The following is an 18,280-nucleotide window of genomic DNA, read 5'->3' on the forward strand; positions in this document are numbered from 1 at the left end:
GATGGCCACGATCAACGACCGGTTCCGCAAGGTGGGCAACGCGCCGCTGACCATGCTGGACACCTTCGGTGACCAGCTGTGGTTCTACCTGCGCGCGCTCGCCTGGACCCCGCGCACGCTGACCCGCTACCTGCGCGAGACGCTGCGGCTGCTGGCCGAGGTGAGCTTCGGCTCCGGCGCGCTGGCGGTCATCGGCGGCACGATCGGCGTGATGATCGGCATGTCGGTGTTCACCGGCACGGTCGTCGGCCTGCAGGGCTTCACCGCGCTCAACCAGATCGGCACACCGGCGTTCGCGGGCTTCGTGTCCGCGTACTTCAACACCCGCGAGATCGCGCCCCTGGTGGCGGGCCTGGCCCTCAGCGCGACGGTCGGTTCGGGTTTCACCGCGCAGCTGGGCGCGATGCGGATCTCCGAGGAGATCGACGCGCTGGAGGTCATGGGCATCCCCAGCCTGCCGTACCTGGTCACCACGCGGATCATCGCGGGTTTCGTCGCGATCATCCCGCTGTACGTGATCGGCCTGCTCACCTCGTACCTGGCGGCGAGGTTCATCACCGTCGAGTTCTACGGGCAGTCGGCGGGCACCTACGACCACTACTTCAACCTGTTCCTACCGCCGATCGACGTGCTCTGGTCGTTCGGCAAGGTGCTCGTCTTCGCCGTGGTGATCATCATGACGCACTGCTACTACGGCTACCGCGCCAGCGGCGGCCCGGCGGGCGTGGGTGTCGCGGTCGGCCGCGCGGTGCGCACGGCGATCGTCACGATCAGCGTGCTCGACTTCTTCCTGAGCATGGCCATCTGGGGGAACACGACGACGGTGAGGATCGCCGGATGATCAAGCGACGACTCTTGGGGGTCGTGTTCCTGGCCGTGATCGCGCTCTTCCTCACCTTCACGGTCGCGATGTACAACAACGCGTTCACCGAGGTGGTGAAGGTGACGTTGAAGACCGACCGGGTCGGCAACCAGTTGCAGGTCGCCTCGGACGTCAAGGTCCGCGGCATGATCGTCGGCGAGGTCCGGGCGATCCGGACCGCCGGTGACGGCGCCGAGCTGGACCTGGCGCTGGACCCCGAGCAGGTCCGGCACATCCCCGGCAACGTCTCCGCGCGGCTGCTGCCGAAGACGCTGTTCGGCGAGCGGTACGTGAACCTGGTCCTGCCCAAGAACAGCCCAAAAGAACAGGCACAGTCCGCGCTGACCGAGGGTGACGTCATCGAGCAGGACCGCTCCAGCAGCGCCATCGAGCTGGAACGCGTGCTCAACGACCTGATGCCGGTGCTCCAGGCCGTTCAGCCGGAGAAGCTGGCCACCACGCTGACCGCGATGTCGCAGGCGTTGGAGAACCGGGGCAGGCCGCTGGGCGAGACGCTGGTCCAGCTGGATTCCTACCTGGGCGAGTTCAACCAGCAGTTGCCCGCGCTCAAGCAGGGCATCAGCCGCCTCGCCGACGTCTCGAACGTCTACGCGGACGCCGCGCCGGACCTGGTGCAAGCCCTGAGCGACGCCACCGTCACCAGTCGCACGCTGGTCGAGCAGCGGGACAACCTGCTGGCCATGTACGGCACGCTGACCACCACCGCGATGGACCTGAACAGCTTCCTCGCGGTGAACAAGAACAACCTGATCCAGCTCGCCGACGTCAGCCGACCGACACTGGAGCTGCTGGCCAAGTACGCGCCGGAGTACCCCTGCCTGCTCAAGGGCCTGGTCGAGTTCAAGCCGATCATGGACCAGGCGTTCGGCAAGGGGACGAACGAGCCGGGCCTGCACATCACGCTGGAGATCACCGCCGACCGCGGCAAGTACGAGCCGGGCAAGGACGACCCGGAGTACGCCGACAATCGCGGCCCGCGCTGCTACGACATCGTGCCGCGGCCGGACCCGTTCCCGCAGTACCCGCCGGACGGCCCGGTCAAGGACGGCACCACGGCACCGCCGGCCGCCCGGGTCGCGCACGACGGCGTGCTGCCGCCCGCCACCGGGGTGAACAGCGACGGCACCACGTCGCCGTCGTCGTTGCGCGGCGTGCCGACCCTGGCGAACTCCCCGGAGGAGCAGGACTTCCTGGCCGCGCTGCTCGCGCCGCAGTTCGGTCTGGAGCGCGACCAGATGCCGAGCTTCACCGCGTTGCTGCTCGGACCGCTGTACCGGGGCGCGGAGGTGACGGCATGAGGTCGTTGGCCGCACCACTGATCAAGCTGGGCGTGTTCGCCGCGATCACCGTCCTGGCGACCACGCTGCTCGCGGTGACCATCTCGAACGTGAACTTCAACGGCGCCACCGGCTACACCGCCCGGTTCACCGACGTGACGGCGCTCAACGAGGGCGACGACGTGCGCATCGCGGGCGTCCGGGTCGGCCAGGTGGACGAGATCCGCGTGGTGGACCGACGGCTGGCGGAGGTGGAGTTCTCGCTGGAGGGCGAGCGCACGCTGCCGGCCTCCGTCACCGCGACGATCAAGTACCGCAACCTCGTCGGCCAGCGGTACATCGCGCTGGAGCACGGCGTGGGCGACGCGTCCGCGCTCGCCCCGGGTGACGTGATCCCGTTGGAGCGCACCAAGCCCGCGCTCGACCTGACCGTGCTGTTCAACGGGTTCAAGCCGCTGTTCCAGGCGCTCGACCCGGACGACGTGAACCAGCTGTCGAACGAGATCATCCAGGTCCTCCAGGGCGAGGGCGGCACGATCGACAGCCTGCTGCGCCACACCGCGTCGCTGACGTCCACGCTGGCGAGCCGCGACCAGGTGATCGGCGAGGTCGTCACCAACCTCAACGCCGTGCTGGACACGGTCAACTCGCGCACCGAGCAGGTCTCCGCGCTGGTCACCACGCTCCAGGAGCTGACCACCGGCCTGGCGGGCGACCACCAGCCCATCGGTGAGGCGATCGACGCCCTGGGCGACCTGACCACGACCACGGCGGACCTGCTCAACCAGTCGCGGCAGCCGTTGAAGGACGACATCGCGAACCTCGGGCTGGTGGCCCGGACACTGGCCGACAACGAGGCGATCGTCGAGGGCGTCATCCAGCGCCTGCCCAACAAGATCGAGTCGATGTCCCGGACCGCGTCCTACGGGTCCTGGTTCAACTTCTTCCTGTGCGAGGGCACCGGCCGCATCGCCGTGCCGCCGATCATCAACGACCCCGTCCCGATCACCGCTCTGCCGGTCACGCAGCCGAGGTGTCGCCCGTGAAAACCACCGGAGGCGTGACGCAGCGCAACCCCGTCACCGTCGGCGCGGTCAGCCTGACCGTGGTCGTGTTGCTGCTGCTCGCCGCGTTCTACTCGGACGACCTGCCGATCGTCGGCGGCGGCACCACGTACTCGGCCGAGTTCACCGAGGCCGCCGGCCTGGTCCCGGCGAACGAGGTGCGGGTGGCCGGCGTGAAGGTCGGCAAGGTGACCGACGTCGAGCTGGACGGTGACCGGGTGAAGGTGTCGTTCAAGGTCAAGGACGCCTGGGTGGGCGACCGCACCACCGCGATGATCCGGATCAAGACCCTGCTCGGGCAGAAGTACCTGGCGCTGGACCCGCAGGGCTCGCAGCCGCTGAACCCGGGCGACCCGATCCCGCGTGAGCGCACCCTCTCGCCGTACGACGTGCAGGAGGCGTTCAACGGCCTGGCGTCCACGGTCGGCCAGATCGACACCAAGCAGCTCGCGGACAGCTTCCAGGTGCTGTCGGAGACGTTCCAGGGCTCGGCGGAGAGCGTTCGCGGCGCGTTGGACGGCCTGTCCGCGCTGTCGAAGACGATCTCGTCGCGGGACGAGCAGTTGGCGCAGCTGCTGGCCAACACCAACCAGATCACCAAGACCCTGTCCGACCGCAACGAGCAGTTCGAGAAGCTGCTCGCGGACGGCAACCTGCTGCTGGGCGAGCTGAGCAAGCGGCGGGACGCGATCGGGGCGCTGCTCACCGGCACCCGTGAGCTGTCCAGGGAGCTGTCCGGCCTCGTCGCCGACAACTCCGCCCAGCTGCGGCCCGCGCTGGAGCAGCTGGACCGGGTGGCCACGATGTTGCAGCGCAACCAGGACACGCTGGACCGCAGCCTGGCGCTGATGGCGCCGTTCTACCGGGTGTTCGCGAACACCCTGGGCAACGGCCGCTGGTTCGACTCCTACATCTGCGGCCTGCTGCCGCCGTCGGTGAACCTCGGCGTGGTCGGCTTCAACGAAGAGGGCTGCCTCCCGCCCGGTGTGCAACGGACTCCCAGTGGGGGTAACTGACATGGCGACTACCAGAGCGGGCCGTGACCTGGTCCGTGCCGTGGCGATCGCGTGCGTGCTCGCGATCGTGGCCGCGGCGGCGATGTGGTGGGTGTTCGCGGGCGCCAACAGCCGCCGGGTGACCGCGCTGTTCGGCGCGGCCGTGGGCGTGTACCCCGGCTCGGACGTGCGGGTGCTCGGCGTCCGGATCGGCACCATCGAGGAAGTGCAGCCGCAGGGCACGATGGTGAAGGTCGTGATGTCGGTCGACCGCACGGTGAAGGTGCCCGCGGACGTGCAGGCGGTCGTGGTCGCGCCCAGCGTGGTCAGCGACCGGTACGTGCAGCTCGCGCCGGTCTACACCGGCGGCGCGGTGATGGACGACAACGCGACCATCCCGCGTGAGCGCACCGCCACCCCGGTCGAGCTGGACGAGCTGTACGCCAGCCTGAACAAGCTGACCACCGCGCTCGGGCCGAACGGCGCGAACAAGAACGGCGCGCTGTCCGAACTGCTGGACTCGGCGGCGGACAACCTCCAGGGCAACGGCCAGGCGCTTGGCGACACCATCAAGCAGCTCGGTGACGCCACCCGCACGTTGTCCGGCTCGAAGGACGACCTGTTCGGCACCGTGGACAACCTGCAGAAGTTCACCGGCATGCTGGCCGCCAACGACAGCCAGGTGCGCGATTTCAACCGGCAGCTGGCCGACGTCGCCGGGTTCCTCGCCGACGAGCGGGAGAACCTGGGCGGCGCGCTGAACGAGCTGGCCACCGCGCTCGGCCAGGTGCAGGGCTTCATCCAGGACAACCGGGCCGTGCTCAAGTCCAACGTCGACAAGCTCGCGGGCATCACGCAGGTCCTGGTGAACCAGCGCGCCGCGCTCGCCGAGACGCTGGACGTCGCGCCGCTGGCCCTGGGCAACCTGCAGAACGCCTACAACGCCGCCTCCGGCACGCTCGACACCCGCGCCAACATCAACGAGCTGAACCAGCCGCCGATCGTGCTGATCTGCAAGCTCATCCAGGGTGTCGAACCGGGTCGCGTGCCCGGTGAGCTGGCGCAGGCGTGCCGCCAGCTGGAGCCGATCCTGAGCGGCGCGGTGCCGTTGAAGACGCCCGCCGAAGTGCTCACCGACATGTCCCAGGGCAAGCTGCCGCTGCCCCTGCCGCTCGCGGGGGTGCCCCAGTGAGGCATTGGGTGGTGCTGGTGGCGAGCGCGCTGGTGTTGACCGGCTGCGGCTCGGGCGGTTTCGACGGCGTCTACAACATGCCGCTGCCCGGCGGCGCGGACGTCGGCGACCGGCCGTACCAGGTGAAGGTGCGGTTCAACGACGTGCTGGACCTGGTGCCTCAGGCGGGCGTGAAGGTCAACGACGTGCCGGTCGGCCGGGTGGACCGGATCGACCTGGGCCCCGACGGCTGGACCGCCGAGGTGACCGTGCTGGTCAACGGCGACGTGCGGCTGCCCGGCAATTCCGTCGCCCGGCTGCGCCAGTCCGCGCTGCTCGGCGAGAAGTACGTGGAGCTGGCCAAGCCCGCCGAGGGGCGTGAAGAGGGCGCCCTGGGCGACGGCTCGGTCATCCCGGTCGAGCGGACCAACCGCAACCCCGAGGTCGAAGAGGTCTTCGGCGCGCTGTCCATGCTGCTCAACGGTGGCGGCATCGCCCAGATCCAGGACATCAGCCGGGAGCTCAACGCCGCCCTGGAGGGCAACGAGCCGCAGATCCGGTCGCTGCTGACCAACCTGAACACGCTGGTCGGGGACCTCGACGCGCACAAGGGCGAGATCACCCGCGCGTTGGACGGCGTCAACCGCCTCGGTGGCACGTTGAACGCCCAGCGCGACCAGATCGCCGGGGTGCTGGACGAGCTGGAACCGGGCCTGAAGGTGCTCAGCGACCAGCGGACCCAGCTGGTCACCCTGCTCCAGTCGCTGGACACGCTGTCCGATGTCGCGGTCGACACGGTGAACAAGTCCAAGGACGACATCGTGGCCGACCTCAAGGCGTTGACGCCCACGTTGCAGAAGCTCGCCGAGGCGGGCACCAACCTGCCCAACGGCTTCGAGCTGCTGCTGACCTACCCGTTCCCGGACTCGGCGGTGGACGGCATGAAGGGCGACTACACGAACCTGTTCGTCGACCTCGACCTGAACCTGGGCACGATCGTGGACAACCTGGGCCGGTCGCGGGAGTCGCCGCTGCCCACCCCGCCCGGTCTCGACGGCCACGCGCCGTCCCTGCCGTTGCCGCTGCCCAACCTGCCCCTGCCCGGGGTGTCGGGCACGTCCGGGCTGGGCGACCTGCTCGGCGGACTGCTCGGAGGTGGGCGGTGATCCCCGGCCGGATCAAGGTCCAGATCGGTGCGTTCGTGCTGATCGCGCTGGTCGGCGTGAGCTACGTCGGCGCCCGTTACGTCGGGCTCGGCCGGCTGTTCGGCGCGTCCGGGTACGTGGTGACGATGCAGCTGGCCGACTCCGGCGGCGTGTTCACCAACGCTGAGGTCACCTACCGCGGCGTCGGTGTCGGCAGGGTCGGGCAGATGCGGCTGACCGCCGACGGGCTGGAGGTCGACCTCGACATCGACCCGAGCGCGCCCGCCATCCCCGCCGACCTGGAGGCCGTCGTCGCCAACCGGTCCGCGGTGGGCGAGCAGTTCGTCGACCTGCGGCCGCGTGGCGAGGACGGGCCGTACCTGGAGGCCGGGTCGGTCATCCCGCGCACGGCGACCAAGACGCCGCCGCCGGTCGACACGCTGTTGACCAACCTCGACGAGTTCGCCAAATCGGTGCCGACGGACTCGCTGCGGACCGTGGTGGACGAGCTGGACCTGGCGTTCAGCGGCACCGGGCCGGACCTCCAGGTGCTGCTGGACAACACCAGGGTGTTCACCCAGGCGGCCACCGAGCACCTGCCGCAGACCAAGGCGTTGATCGACGACGGGTTGGTCGTGCTGAACACACAGGCCGCGCAGGGCAGCGCGATCCGGTCGTTCTCCACCGACCTGCGGGCGCTGGCGGAGCAGCTGAAGAACTCCGACACCGACATCCGGCGGCTGATCGGGGTGTCGCCGCAGGCCGCCGAGCAGGTGTCGGCGCTGCTGCGGGAGACCGGGCCCAACCTGGGTGTGGTGTTGGCCAACCTGCTGACCACGGGGAACATCCTGGTCACGCGGCTGGACGGGCTGGAGCAGATCGCCGTCACCTACCCGATCGTGGTCGGCGGCGGGTTCTCCGTGGCGAAGGGCGACGGGACGGGTGCGCACTTCGGGCTGGCCCTGAACGTGTTCGACCCGCCGCCGTGCACGGTCGGCTACGAGGGCACGAAGATCCGGCAGGGCACCGACACCAGCCCGGCCGAGCTGAACACCCAGGCTTACTGCGCGTTGGCGCGGGGCAGCGCCACCGGCGTTCGGGGCGCGCAGAACGCGCCTTACGGTGGCACCCCGACCACGCCCACCGGTCACGCGACGTCGCAGCCGGGGCAGGAACCGACGGCATCGGGCGAGGCCGCCGAGACGCCGGTGCTGACCAGCCTGGGGCAGTTGCTCGGGCTGCCGGGCTGAGGAGGGACGCGATGGACGTTCGACGTTCGTTCCGAACGAATTGGGTACTGCCGGTCGCGGCCGTGCTGGCGGTGTTGGCCGCCGGTTACGCGGTGTTGGCCGGGGGGTGGTGGTGGAGCGCGTCGACCAACGACTCGGTGGCGTTCTCGCGGGAGCGGGACGAGGTGCTGCGGGTCGGGCAGGTCGGGATCGCGAACTTCACCACGCTCGACTACAAGAGGGTGGACGAAGACCTCAAGCGGTGGCTCGACTCGTCCACCGGCGAGCTGCGCAGCGAGATCGAGAACGGCAGGGACAGCCGCAAGAAGCAGATCGAGGACGCCAAGACGACGACCGTGAGCCGGGTGCTCGACGCGGCCGTCACCGAACTGGACTCGCGGGCCGGGAAGGCGCACCTGATCGCCGTCGTGGAGACCACCGTGACGCCGGAGGGCGGGCAGGCGGTGAAGAAGGTCAACCGGTACCAGACGGACCTGGCCCGCACCGATGCCGGTTGGAAGCTCAGCGCGCTGGGGCCGGTCGCGGCCGGCGGCGCGTGACCCGAGGAGATGACGTCAGTGCCACCGTCCCGCCGCCGCCCCGTCCCGACCACGCCGACCACCCGCCCACGCGTCGCCGGCCTGCGCAAACGCCCCGCGCCCGCCGCCCCTGAGCTCGATGCCCAGGCCACGCCGGTCGAGGACAGCCGAGCGGACGGGGCAAGCGTCAACGGCTCCAGCACCCAGGACATCCGGGCTGAGCGCTTGGGGACCGAAGACGAGCAGGTCGAGGACGCTGGGGGCGCACGCGGTCGCGGCAAGCGCTCGCGGGTCCAGGACGCCCAGGCTGAGCGCTCGCGGGCAGACGAGCAGGCCGACGAGGAGTCGGCCGAGGCCGACCGGGCCGACGCGGCGTCGGCCAAAGCCGCTGGTCTGATCGAGCCTGGTGAGGGCGTGGTCGAGGACGACGTGCCCGAGCCCGCACCGCGCCCCCGCCCGACCGGTCGCCGCAAGCGCACCGGCGAGGCGGTGGCCCCGAGCGTCCTCGACGACCAGCGGCACAAGCCCGGTGAGACCGACTGGGCCGCCCGGTACCGGGCCTCCACCACCGGCAAGTCCTCCGTGCACGAGCCGGCCCGGTCGGGCCTCGGCCTGCCGATCGCGCTGTTCGTGCTGGCCGGTCTGCTGGTCGGGCTGGGCGTGTGGTTCCAGAACCAGGCGAGCGGCGTCCGCTACAACAAGGCGCTGGTGGACAGCGCGGGCACCACCGAAGTCGCCGGGCAGGCCCGCGAGGCGGTGGAGAAGGCGTTCTCCTACGACTTCACCGACGTCTCCGCGACCGAGCAGGCCGCCGACGAACTGCTGGTCGGCAAGGCCAAGTGCCAGTACAACGCGATCTTCGACCCGGTCCGCAAGCTCGCGCCCGAGCAGAAGCTCGTGGTCACGGTGAAGGCCGTGTCCAGCGGCGTGACCTCGCTCGACGGCGACCGCGCCACCGTGCTGCTGTTCCTCGACCAGGTCACCACCCGCACCACCGACAACCAGAGCGGTGGCGGCATCGCCATGATGCGGGTGGGCGCGCAGAAGGTCGACGGACGGTGGCGGGTCGACAACATGGAGATGTTCGGCCAGACCGGCGACCAGGCGGGCCAGACCGCCAAGTGCTGACGCTGCGTCGCGGAACGGCTGCTCAGACGTCCATTCAGGACTCGTGTGCCCTTCTTCCCGTTCAGCACAACGTGATCCGCATCACAATTTTCTGCCGGTGACCGAACGGAGTCGCAACCTTCTCCCTTCGGGGTCTGAAGGCCCGCCAAAGGTTCACTCGTGCTCACGTCCATGTATTTTCGCAGGTCACGGCGATAACTCCGCGTTAGCACGCCTTGCGCCAGTGGAGTGATCGCCGCGTGGCATCTTGACTGTGGGCGTCGGCGGGGTCACTCTGTCGGTGAGCACGAGAAAGGTCCTTCCAGGTGCCTCTCGACAGTTGCCGCGCGCGTGGCTAGACTGCTCCTTTGCGCTGCCCTCTTTCCGTTTGCCCTTCGCCGAGAGCTGGATTGCCGGGCATCGCCGCACCCTTGACAGCCGTGCTAGTTCCGCTGACTAGCCAGCTACCTGTCCCTGGAAGGACGCATCTTGGCGATCTCTCGCGCGACCAAGGCCACTGCTGCGACCAACTCCACGTCGGGGATTCCCGGAGCGCCGAAGCGAGTCTCTTTCGCGAAGATCCACGAACCGCTTCAGACGCCCAACCTGCTCGACCTGCAGATCCAGTCGTTCGAATGGCTCACCGGCGACGAGGCGTGGTTCCAGCGCCGCGTCGACGAAGGTGACGAGGCCCCGACCGGCGGCCTCGAGGAGGTCTTGAACGAGATCTCCCCGATCGAAGACTTCTCCGGCTCGATGTCGCTCTCCTTCTCCGACCCGCGCTTCGACGAGGTCAAGGCCTCGACCGAGGAGTGCAAGGACAAGGACATGACGTACGCCGCCCCGTTGTTCGTCACGGCGGAGTTCACCAACCACACCACTGGCGAGATCAAGAGCCAGACCGTGTTCATGGGTGACTTCCCGATGATGACCGACAAGGGCACGTTCATCATCAACGGCACCGAGCGGGTCGTGGTTTCCCAGCTCGTCCGCTCGCCGGGTGTCTACTACGACACCGCGATCGACAAGACGACCGACAAGGACGTCTTCAGCGTCAAGATCATCCCGTCCCGGGGTGCCTGGCTGGAGTTCGACGTCGACAAGCGCGACACCGTGGGTGTCCGCATCGACCGCAAGCGCCGTCAGCCGGTGACCGTGCTGCTGAAGGCGTTGGGTTGGACCACCGAGCAGATCCGCGAGCGCTTCTCGTTCAGCGAGACGCTGCTGACGACGCTGGAGAAGGACCACACCGCGGGCACCGACGAGGCGCTGCTCGACATCTACCGCAAGCTGCGCCCGGGCGAGCCGCCGACGAAGGAGTCCGCGCAGGCGCTGCTGGAGAACTTGTTCTTCAAGGACAAGCGCTACGACCTGGCGAAGGTCGGCCGCTACAAGATCAACAAGAAGCTGGGCCTGGCCTCCCCGATCTCCACGGGTGTGCTGACCGAGGACGACATCGTCACCACGATCGAGTACCTGGTCCGCCTGCACGCCGGTGAGACGTCGATGAAGCCGGGCGAGACCGAGGTGCCCGTCGAGGTCGACGACATCGACCACTTCGGCAACCGCCGCCTGCGCACCGTCGGCGAGCTGATCCAGAACCAGATCCGGGTCGGCCTGTCCCGCATGGAGCGCGTCGTGCGTGAGCGCATGACGACCCAGGACGTCGAGGCCATCACGCCGCAGACCCTGATCAACATCCGCCCGGTGGTGGCGGCGATCAAGGAGTTCTTCGGCACCTCGCAGCTGTCGCAGTTCATGGACCAGATCAACCCGCTCGCGGGCCTGACCCACAAGCGCCGCCTGTCGGCGCTGGGTCCCGGCGGTCTGTCCCGTGAACGGGCCGGCATGGAGGTCCGCGACGTCCACCCGTCGCACTACGGCCGCATGTGCCCGATCGAGACGCCGGAAGGCCCGAACATCGGTCTGATCGGCTCGCTGTCCTCCTTCGGGCGGGTGAACCCGTTCGGCTTCATCGAGACGCCGTACCGCAAGGTCGTCGATGGCCGGGTCACCGACCAGATCGACTACCTGACGGCCGACGAGGAAGACCGGTACGTCAAGGCGCAGGCCAACGCCAAGATCGACGAGGACGGCAACTTCACCGAGGACCGCGTCCTGGTCCGCAAGAAGGGCGGCGAGGTCGAGTTCATCGACCCGGGCGACGTCGACTACATGGACGTCTCGCCGCGTCAGATGGTCTCCGCCGCGACCGCGCTCATCCCGTTCCTGGAGCACGACGACGCGAACCGCGCCCTGATGGGCGCGAACATGCAGCGTCAGGCGGTGCCGCTGCTGCGCAGCGAGTCCCCGCTGGTCGGCACGGGCATGGAGCTGCGCGTCGCGGTCGACGCCGGTGACGTCGTGGTGGTCAAGAAGACCGGTGTGGTGGAGGAGATCTCCGCCGACTACATCACGGTCATGGCCGACGACGGCTCGCGGCAGACCTACGCGCTGCACAAGTTCCGCCGGTCCAACCAGGGCAGCTGCATCAACCAGAAGCCCATCGTCAACGAAGGTGACCGGGTCGAGTCGGGCCAGGTCATCGCGGACGGACCGTGCACCGAGAACGGCGAGATGGCGCTGGGCAAGAACCTGCTCGTCGCGATCATGCCGTGGGAGGGTCACAACTACGAGGACGCGATCATCCTCTCCCAGCGCATCGTGCAGGACGACGTCCTGACCTCGATCCACATCGAGGAGCACGAGATCGACGCGCGGGACACCAAGCTGGGCGCCGAGGAGATCACCCGGGACATCCCGAACGTCTCCGAGGAGGTGCTGGCCGACCTCGACGAGCGCGGCATCATCCGCATCGGCGCCGAGGTCCAGCCGGGCGACATCCTGGTCGGCAAGGTCACGCCCAAGGGCGAGACCGAGCTGACCCCGGAGGAGCGCCTGCTGCGCGCCATCTTCGGCGAGAAGGCCCGCGAGGTCCGCGACACGTCGCTGAAGGTGCCGCACGGCGAGCGCGGCAAGGTCATCGGCATCCGCGTGTTCAGCCGTGAGGACGACGACGAGCTGCCCCCGGGCGTCAACGAGCTGGTCCGCGTCTACGTCGCCCAGAAGCGCAAGATCCAGGACGGCGACAAGCTCGCCGGCCGCCACGGCAACAAGGGCGTCATCGGCAAGATCCTCCCGGTCGAGGACATGCCGTTCCTGGAGGACGGCACGCCGGTCGACATCGTGCTGAACACGCACGGTGTGCCGCGTCGTATGAACATCGGCCAGGTCTTGGAGACCCACCTCGGGTGGATCGCCAAGCAGGGCTGGAGCATCAACGGCGACCCGGACTGGGCGAAGAACCTGCCGACGGAGCTGTACGAGGTCGACCCCGACACCAAGACCGCGACCCCGGTCTTCGACGGCGCCCGCGAGGACGAGCTGATGGGCCTGCTCGGCTCGACGCTGCCCAACCGCGACGGCGAGCGCCTGGTGAAGGAGGACGGCAAGGCGGTGCTCCTGGACGGGCGCAGCGGCGAACCGTTCCCGTTCCCCGTGTCGGTCGGCTACATGTACATCCTCAAGCTCGGCCACCTGGTGGACGACAAGATCCACGCCCGGTCGACCGGCCCGTACTCGATGATCACGCAGCAGCCGCTGGGTGGTAAGGCGCAGTTCGGTGGCCAGCGCTTCGGTGAGATGGAGTGCTGGGCGATGCAGGCCTACGGCGCCGCCTACACCCTGCAGGAACTGCTCACCATCAAGTCCGACGACGTGCTCGGCCGCGTGAAGGTCTACGAGGCCATCGTCAAGGGCGAGAACATCCCGGAGCCGGGTATCCCGGAGTCCTTCAAGGTGCTGCTCAAGGAGCTCCAGTCGCTGTGCCTCAACGTCGAGGTGTTGTCTTCGGACGGCGCCGCGATCGAGATGCGCGACGGCGACGACGAAGACCTGGAGCGCGCGGCCGCGAACCTCGGCATCAACCTGTCGAGGTCCGAGTCGCCGTCCGTGGACGACGTCGTCAACTGACCCTCGTCGGTCACCGGGGGTGCCCTATCCGCGCCCCCGGTGACCCCGCCACCAGCTCCCAAGCACCGCCTTTCGGGGCAACGAAACAAATAAGGGGAAGAGAGTAGACGTGCTAGACGTCAACTTCTTCGATGAGCTCCGCATCGGTCTCGCGACCGCGGACGACATCCGCCAGTGGTCCTTCGGCGAGGTCAAGAAGCCCGAGACCATCAACTACCGCACGCTCAAGCCCGAGAAGGACGGCTTGTTCTGCGAGAAGATCTTCGGTCCCACCCGGGACTGGGAGTGCTATTGCGGCAAGTACAAGCGCGTCCGCTTCAAGGGCATCATCTGCGAGCGCTGCGGCGTCGAGGTGACGCGCGCCAAGGTGCGCCGTGAGCGGATGGGCCACATCGAGCTGGCCGCGCCGGTCACCCACATCTGGTACTTCAAGGGCGTCCCCAGCCGGTTGGGCTACCTGCTCGACCTGGCCCCCAAGGACCTCGAGAAGATCATCTACTTCGCGGCCTACGTGATCGTGGGCGTGAACACCGAGCTGCGCCACAACGACCTGCCCACGCTCGAGAGCGAGATGCAGGTCGAGCGCAAGCGCGTCGAGAACCGGCGTGACGCCGACGTCGAGGCCCGCGCGCAGAAGCTGGAAGCCGACCTGGCCGAGCTGGAGGCGGAGGGCGCCAAGTCCGACGTCCGCCGCAAGGTCAAGGAGGGCGGCGAGCGCGAGATGCGCCAGCTCCGCGACCGCGCCCAGCGCGAGCTGGACCGGCTCGACGAGATCTGGTCGACGTTCACCAAGCTCGAACGCGCCCAGCTGATCGCGGACGAGATGCTCTACCGCGAGCTGTACGACCGCTACGGCGACTACTTCACCGGCGCCATGGGCGCCGAGGCCATCCAGCGGCTCCTGGGTGACTACGACGTCGACGCCGAGGCCGACGTGCTGCGCGAGACCATCCGCAGCGGCAAGGGCCAGAAGAAGCTGCGCGCCCTCAAGCGGCTCAAGGTCGTGGCCGCCTTCCAGGCGACCCGCAACAACCCGCAGGGCATGGTCCTGGACTGCGTCCCGGTCATCCCGCCGGACCTGCGCCCGATGGTGCAGCTCGACGGTGGCCGCTTCGCCACGTCCGACCTGAACGACCTGTACCGCCGCGTCATCAACCGCAACAACCGCCTCAAGCGACTGATCGACCTCGGTGCGCCCGAGATCATCGTCAACAACGAGAAGCGGATGCTGCAGGAGGCCGTCGACGCGCTGTTCGACAACGGCCGCCGCGGCCGGCCGGTGACGGGTCCGGGCAACCGGCCGCTCAAGTCGCTGTCCGACCTGCTCAAGGGCAAGCAGGGCCGGTTCCGCCAGAACCTGCTCGGCAAGCGCGTCGACTACTCCGGCCGTTCGGTCATCGTGGTCGGCCCGCAGCTGAAGCTGCACCAGTGCGGCCTGCCCAAGCAGATGGCGCTGGAGCTGTTCAAGCCGTTCGTGATGAAGCGGCTGGTCGACCTCAACCACGCGCAGAACATCAAGTCCGCCAAGCGGATGGTGGAGCGCGCGCGCCCCGCCGTGTGGGACGTGCTGGAAGAGGTCATCACCGAGCACCCGGTGCTGCTCAACCGTGCTCCCACGCTGCACCGCCTCGGTATCCAGGCGTTCGAGCCGCAGCTGATCGAGGGCAAGGCCATCCAGCTGCACCCGTTGGTCTGTGAGGCGTTCAACGCCGACTTCGACGGTGACCAGATGGCGGTCCACCTGCCGCTGTCGGCCGAGGCGCAGGCCGAGGCGCGCGTGCTGATGCTGTCGTCGAACAACATCCTCTCGCCCGCGTCGGGCAAGCCGCTGGCCATGCCGCGTCTGGACATGGTGACCGGCCTGTACCACCTGACCCGGCACAAGGAGAACGACCTCGGCGAAGGCCGGGCCTACTCCTCGCCCGCCGAGGCGCAGATGGCGTTCGACCGCAAGGTCCTCGGCCTCCAGTCGATGGTCAAGATCCGGATCACGGACAAGAACCCGCCCAAGGGCCAGGAGCCGGAGGGCTGGGAGCCCGGTCAGCCGTGGCTGGCCGAGACCACCCTCGGCCGGGTGCTGTTCAACGAGATCCTGCCGCCGGACTACCCGTTCATCAACGAGGTCATGCCGAAGAAGCGGCAGGCGATGATCATCAACGATCTCGCCGAGCGGTACCCGATGGTCACCGTGGCCCGGACGCTGGACAGGCTGAAGGACGCCGGTTTCCACTGGGCCACCCGGTCCGGCGTGACGGTGGCGATCTCCGACGTCCTCATGCCCGCGGCCAAGCAGGGCATCCTGGACGAGTACGAGAAGCTCGCCGACGCGGTGGAGAAGCGCTACCAGCGTGGTCAGCTCTCCTACACCGAGCGCAACAACGAGCTGGTCAAGGTGTGGACCAAGGCCACCGAAGAGGTCGCCGAGGCCATGGAGGCCAACTTCCCCGAGGACAACTCGATCCGCATGATCGTGATGTCCGGGGCGGCGGGCAACATGACCCAGGTCCGCTCGCTGGCGGGTATGCGTGGTCTGGTGACCAACCCGAAGGGCGAGTACATCCCGCGGCCGATCAAGAACTCGTTCCGCGAGGGCTTGTCGGTGCTGGAGTACTTCATCGCCACGCACGGCGCCCGCAAGGGTCTGGCCGACACCGCGCTGCGCACCGCCGACTCGGGTTACCTGACCCGTCGTCTGGTGGACGTCTCGCAGGACGTCATCATCCGCGAGGTCGACTGCGGCACCACGCGTGGCGTGAACATGACGGTCGGCGAGCGGCAGGGCGACAAGGTCGTGCTGGCCGAGTTCGCGCAGACCAGCGTGTACGCGCGGACCATCGCCGAGGACATCACCGACGCCGGTGGCAACATCGTGCTCAACCGCGGTGACGACCTGGGCGACCCGGCGCTGGCCACGCTCGTCGAGGCGGGCGTGACCAGGGTCAAGGTCCGCTCGGTGCTGACCTGCGAGTCCGCGGTCGGTGTGTGCGCGTCCTGCTACGGCCGTTCGATGGCGACCGGCAAGCTGGTCGACGTCGGCGAGGCCGTCGGCATCGTCGCCGCGCAGTCCATCGGTGAGCCCGGCACGCAGCTGACCATGCGTACGTTCCACCAGGGTGGTGTGGCCGGTGACGACATCACCACCGGTCTGCCCCGTGTGCAGGAGCTGTTCGAGGCTCGGGTGCCGAAGGGCAAGGCGCCCATCGCGGACGTCGACGGCCGGGTGCGCATCGAGGACGGCGACCGGTTCTGGAAGATCACCCTCATCCCGGACGACGGGTCCGAGGAGATCCTCTTCGAGAAGCTGTCCAAGCGTCAGCGGCTCGCGAACACGGCCACCGGTCCGTTGCAGGACGGCGACCACGTGCACGTCGGCCAGCAGCTGCTGGAAGGCACGCCCGACCCGCACGAGGTGCTGCGCGTGATGGGGCCCCGCGAGGCCCAGCTGCACCTGGTGGGTGAGGTCCAGAAGGTCTACCGGGCCCAGGGTGTGGCGATCCACGACAAGCACATCGAGGTCATCGTCCGGCAGATGCTGCGCCGGGTGACGATCATCGACTCGGGTGCGACCGAGTTCCTGCCGGGCTCGCTGGTCGAGCGCGCGGAGTTCGAGTCGGGCAACCGGGCCGTGGTGGCCGAAGGCGGCGAGCCCGCCGCCGGTCGTCCGGTGCTGATGGGTATCACGAAGGCGTCGCTGGCCACGGACTCGTGGCTGTCGGCGGCCTCCTTCCAGGAGACCACCCGGGTGCTGACCGACGCCGCCATCAACGGGCGTTCGGACAAGCTCATCGGCCTGAAGGAGAACGTGATCATCGGCAAGCTGATCCCGGCCGGCACCGGTATCAACCGGTACCGGAACATCCAGGTGCAGCCCACCGAGGAAGCCCGCGCGGCGGCTTACGCCATCCCGAGCTACGACGACGGCTACTACACGCCGGACGTCTTCGGCACGGGCACCGGCGCGGCCGTCCCGCTGGACGACTACGACTTCGGCCGCGACTACCGCTGAAGTCAGACCGCATGAGCCAGAGGCCCCGGAGCACCGCTCCGGGGCCTCCGGCTTGTCCGGCTTGTCCGGCTCGTCACGCCGAGTGCGATCGTGCGGTGGCCGAACCGTCCAGCTCGTCCACGACGTCGCGGCCGATCTCCAGGTCGGTCGGGTTGTCGAACGGGAACCAAGGGCCCGCCGACGGCACCGCCGTGACCGGCACCAACCGGTGCCGGACCAACTGGGCGAGCGCGGCGCCCACGCCGAGGCCCTCGGTCTGCCCGGTGTCCCGCATCCGCCGCAGCACCGCCCACGACGCGGGGGTCAGCTTCACCAGTCGTAGCCACTGCCCCTGCACGACCGCCAGACTCGCGGGGCGTCCGCCCATCTGCGCCACGTACCGCCTGCTGCGGTCGAGGACGACGGGCTCGGCGTTCGACCACGGGTCACCGCACCGCCGCGCCCCCAACGCCCGCCAGCCCGGGTCGTAGGCGACGGCCAGCGGACCAGGGGCCGTGCAGAGCCGCCGGATGGTCTCCGCCGAGCACAGCACGTTGCCGAACTGCACCATCACCGGGACGCGGCGCAGCCAGTCGTCGGCCACGGCCAGCGAGTCGAGGGAGGTGGTGCTCGCCCAGAGGGGGTTCTCGAACAGCGTGAGGTCCGTGCCGTGGAAACCGTCCGTGCGCCAGCCGACGACCGCGCCGATCCGCCACACGCCCGCGCGGCGCAACGCCGCCTTCTGCCTTCTGATCAGGGTGTCGCCGCAGACCTCGACGAGGCTCGCCGGGCGGTCCGCGGTCACGTGCCCCAGTTCGGCGCTGCGACCCGCGGTGAGGATCACAGCCCTCGGCGGCGAGGACAGCCGGACGGGGACGGAAACATGGGATGTTCGCCGCATACCAGCAACACT

12 protein-coding genes are annotated in these 18,280 nt (G+C 68.8%); 11 read left to right on the forward strand and 1 reads right to left on the reverse strand.

Translation table 11 applies throughout. The features are described 5' to 3' along the window. The first annotated feature begins 1 nt into the window (after position 1). The 11 genes from ALI22I_RS41645 (at position 2) to ALI22I_RS41695 (ending at position 17,388) form a co-directional block, all read left to right on the forward strand. Positions 2–841 (forward strand): MlaE family ABC transporter permease, encoded by an 840-nt coding sequence (locus ALI22I_RS41645; RefSeq protein WP_077011009.1) that lies wholly within the window; start codon positions 2–4, stop codon positions 839–841. After that, positions 838–2,181 carry an MCE family protein gene (locus tag ALI22I_RS41650; RefSeq protein ID WP_077011010.1) on the forward strand — a complete coding sequence of 448 codons (1,344 nt, stop codon included), beginning with the start codon at positions 838–840 and terminating at the stop codon, positions 2,179–2,181. Before ALI22I_RS41645 ends, ALI22I_RS41650 begins: the two co-directional genes overlap by 4 nt. After that, on the forward strand, positions 2,178–3,206 hold the full coding sequence (locus tag ALI22I_RS41655; protein WP_077011011.1) for an MCE family protein: 1,029 nt from the start codon (positions 2,178–2,180) through the stop codon (positions 3,204–3,206). Before ALI22I_RS41650 ends, ALI22I_RS41655 begins: the two co-directional genes overlap by 4 nt. Further along, complete coding sequence (locus tag ALI22I_RS41660) at positions 3,203–4,240, forward strand: MCE family protein (protein WP_238598808.1); 1,038 nt, start codon at positions 3,203–3,205, stop codon at positions 4,238–4,240. The genes ALI22I_RS41655 and ALI22I_RS41660 overlap by 4 nt, the downstream gene beginning before the upstream one ends. A 1-nt stretch (position 4,241) precedes the next feature. Then, positions 4,242–5,411: an MCE family protein gene (locus tag ALI22I_RS41665; RefSeq protein ID WP_077011012.1), complete on the forward strand. Its 1,170-nt coding sequence runs from the start codon at positions 4,242–4,244 to the stop codon at positions 5,409–5,411. Continuing rightward, positions 5,408–6,556 (forward strand): MCE family protein, encoded by a 1,149-nt coding sequence (locus tag ALI22I_RS41670; RefSeq protein ID WP_077011013.1) that lies wholly within the window; start codon positions 5,408–5,410, stop codon positions 6,554–6,556. The genes ALI22I_RS41665 and ALI22I_RS41670 overlap by 4 nt, the downstream gene beginning before the upstream one ends. Beyond that, a complete protein-coding gene (locus tag ALI22I_RS41675; protein ID WP_077011014.1) occupies positions 6,553–7,785 on the forward strand; it encodes an MCE family protein in 1,233 nt (410 codons plus the stop codon). The genes ALI22I_RS41670 and ALI22I_RS41675 overlap by 4 nt, the downstream gene beginning before the upstream one ends. An 11-nt stretch (positions 7,786–7,796) precedes the next feature. Beyond that, positions 7,797–8,324, forward strand: coding sequence for a hypothetical protein (locus tag ALI22I_RS41680; RefSeq protein WP_077011015.1), 528 nt, complete (start codon positions 7,797–7,799; stop codon positions 8,322–8,324). Between the two features lie 9 nt (positions 8,325–8,333). Next, positions 8,334–9,431: a hypothetical protein gene (locus ALI22I_RS41685; RefSeq protein ID WP_077011016.1), complete on the forward strand. Its 1,098-nt coding sequence runs from the start codon at positions 8,334–8,336 to the stop codon at positions 9,429–9,431. A 468-nt stretch (positions 9,432–9,899) separates the two neighbouring features. Continuing rightward, positions 9,900–13,382, forward strand: a complete 3,483-nt coding sequence (gene rpoB / locus ALI22I_RS41690; RefSeq protein ID WP_077011017.1) for a DNA-directed RNA polymerase subunit beta — start codon at positions 9,900–9,902, stop codon at positions 13,380–13,382. Between the two features lie 109 nt (positions 13,383–13,491). Beyond that, positions 13,492–17,388 (forward strand): DNA-directed RNA polymerase subunit beta', encoded by a 3,897-nt coding sequence (locus ALI22I_RS41695; RefSeq protein WP_077011018.1) that lies wholly within the window; start codon positions 13,492–13,494, stop codon positions 17,386–17,388. A 73-nt stretch (positions 17,389–17,461) separates the two neighbouring features. Here the strand turns inward: ALI22I_RS41695 and ALI22I_RS41700 are convergent, their stop codons facing one another. Next, entirely contained in the window at positions 17,462–18,268 is an 807-nt protein-coding gene (locus tag ALI22I_RS41700) for an NTP transferase domain-containing protein (RefSeq protein ID WP_083752381.1), read from the reverse strand. Between the last annotated feature and the right edge of the window lie 12 nt (positions 18,269–18,280).

Source organism: Saccharothrix sp. ALI-22-I, assembly GCF_001984175.1.
Taxonomy (GTDB): domain Bacteria; phylum Actinomycetota; class Actinomycetes; order Mycobacteriales; family Pseudonocardiaceae; genus Actinosynnema.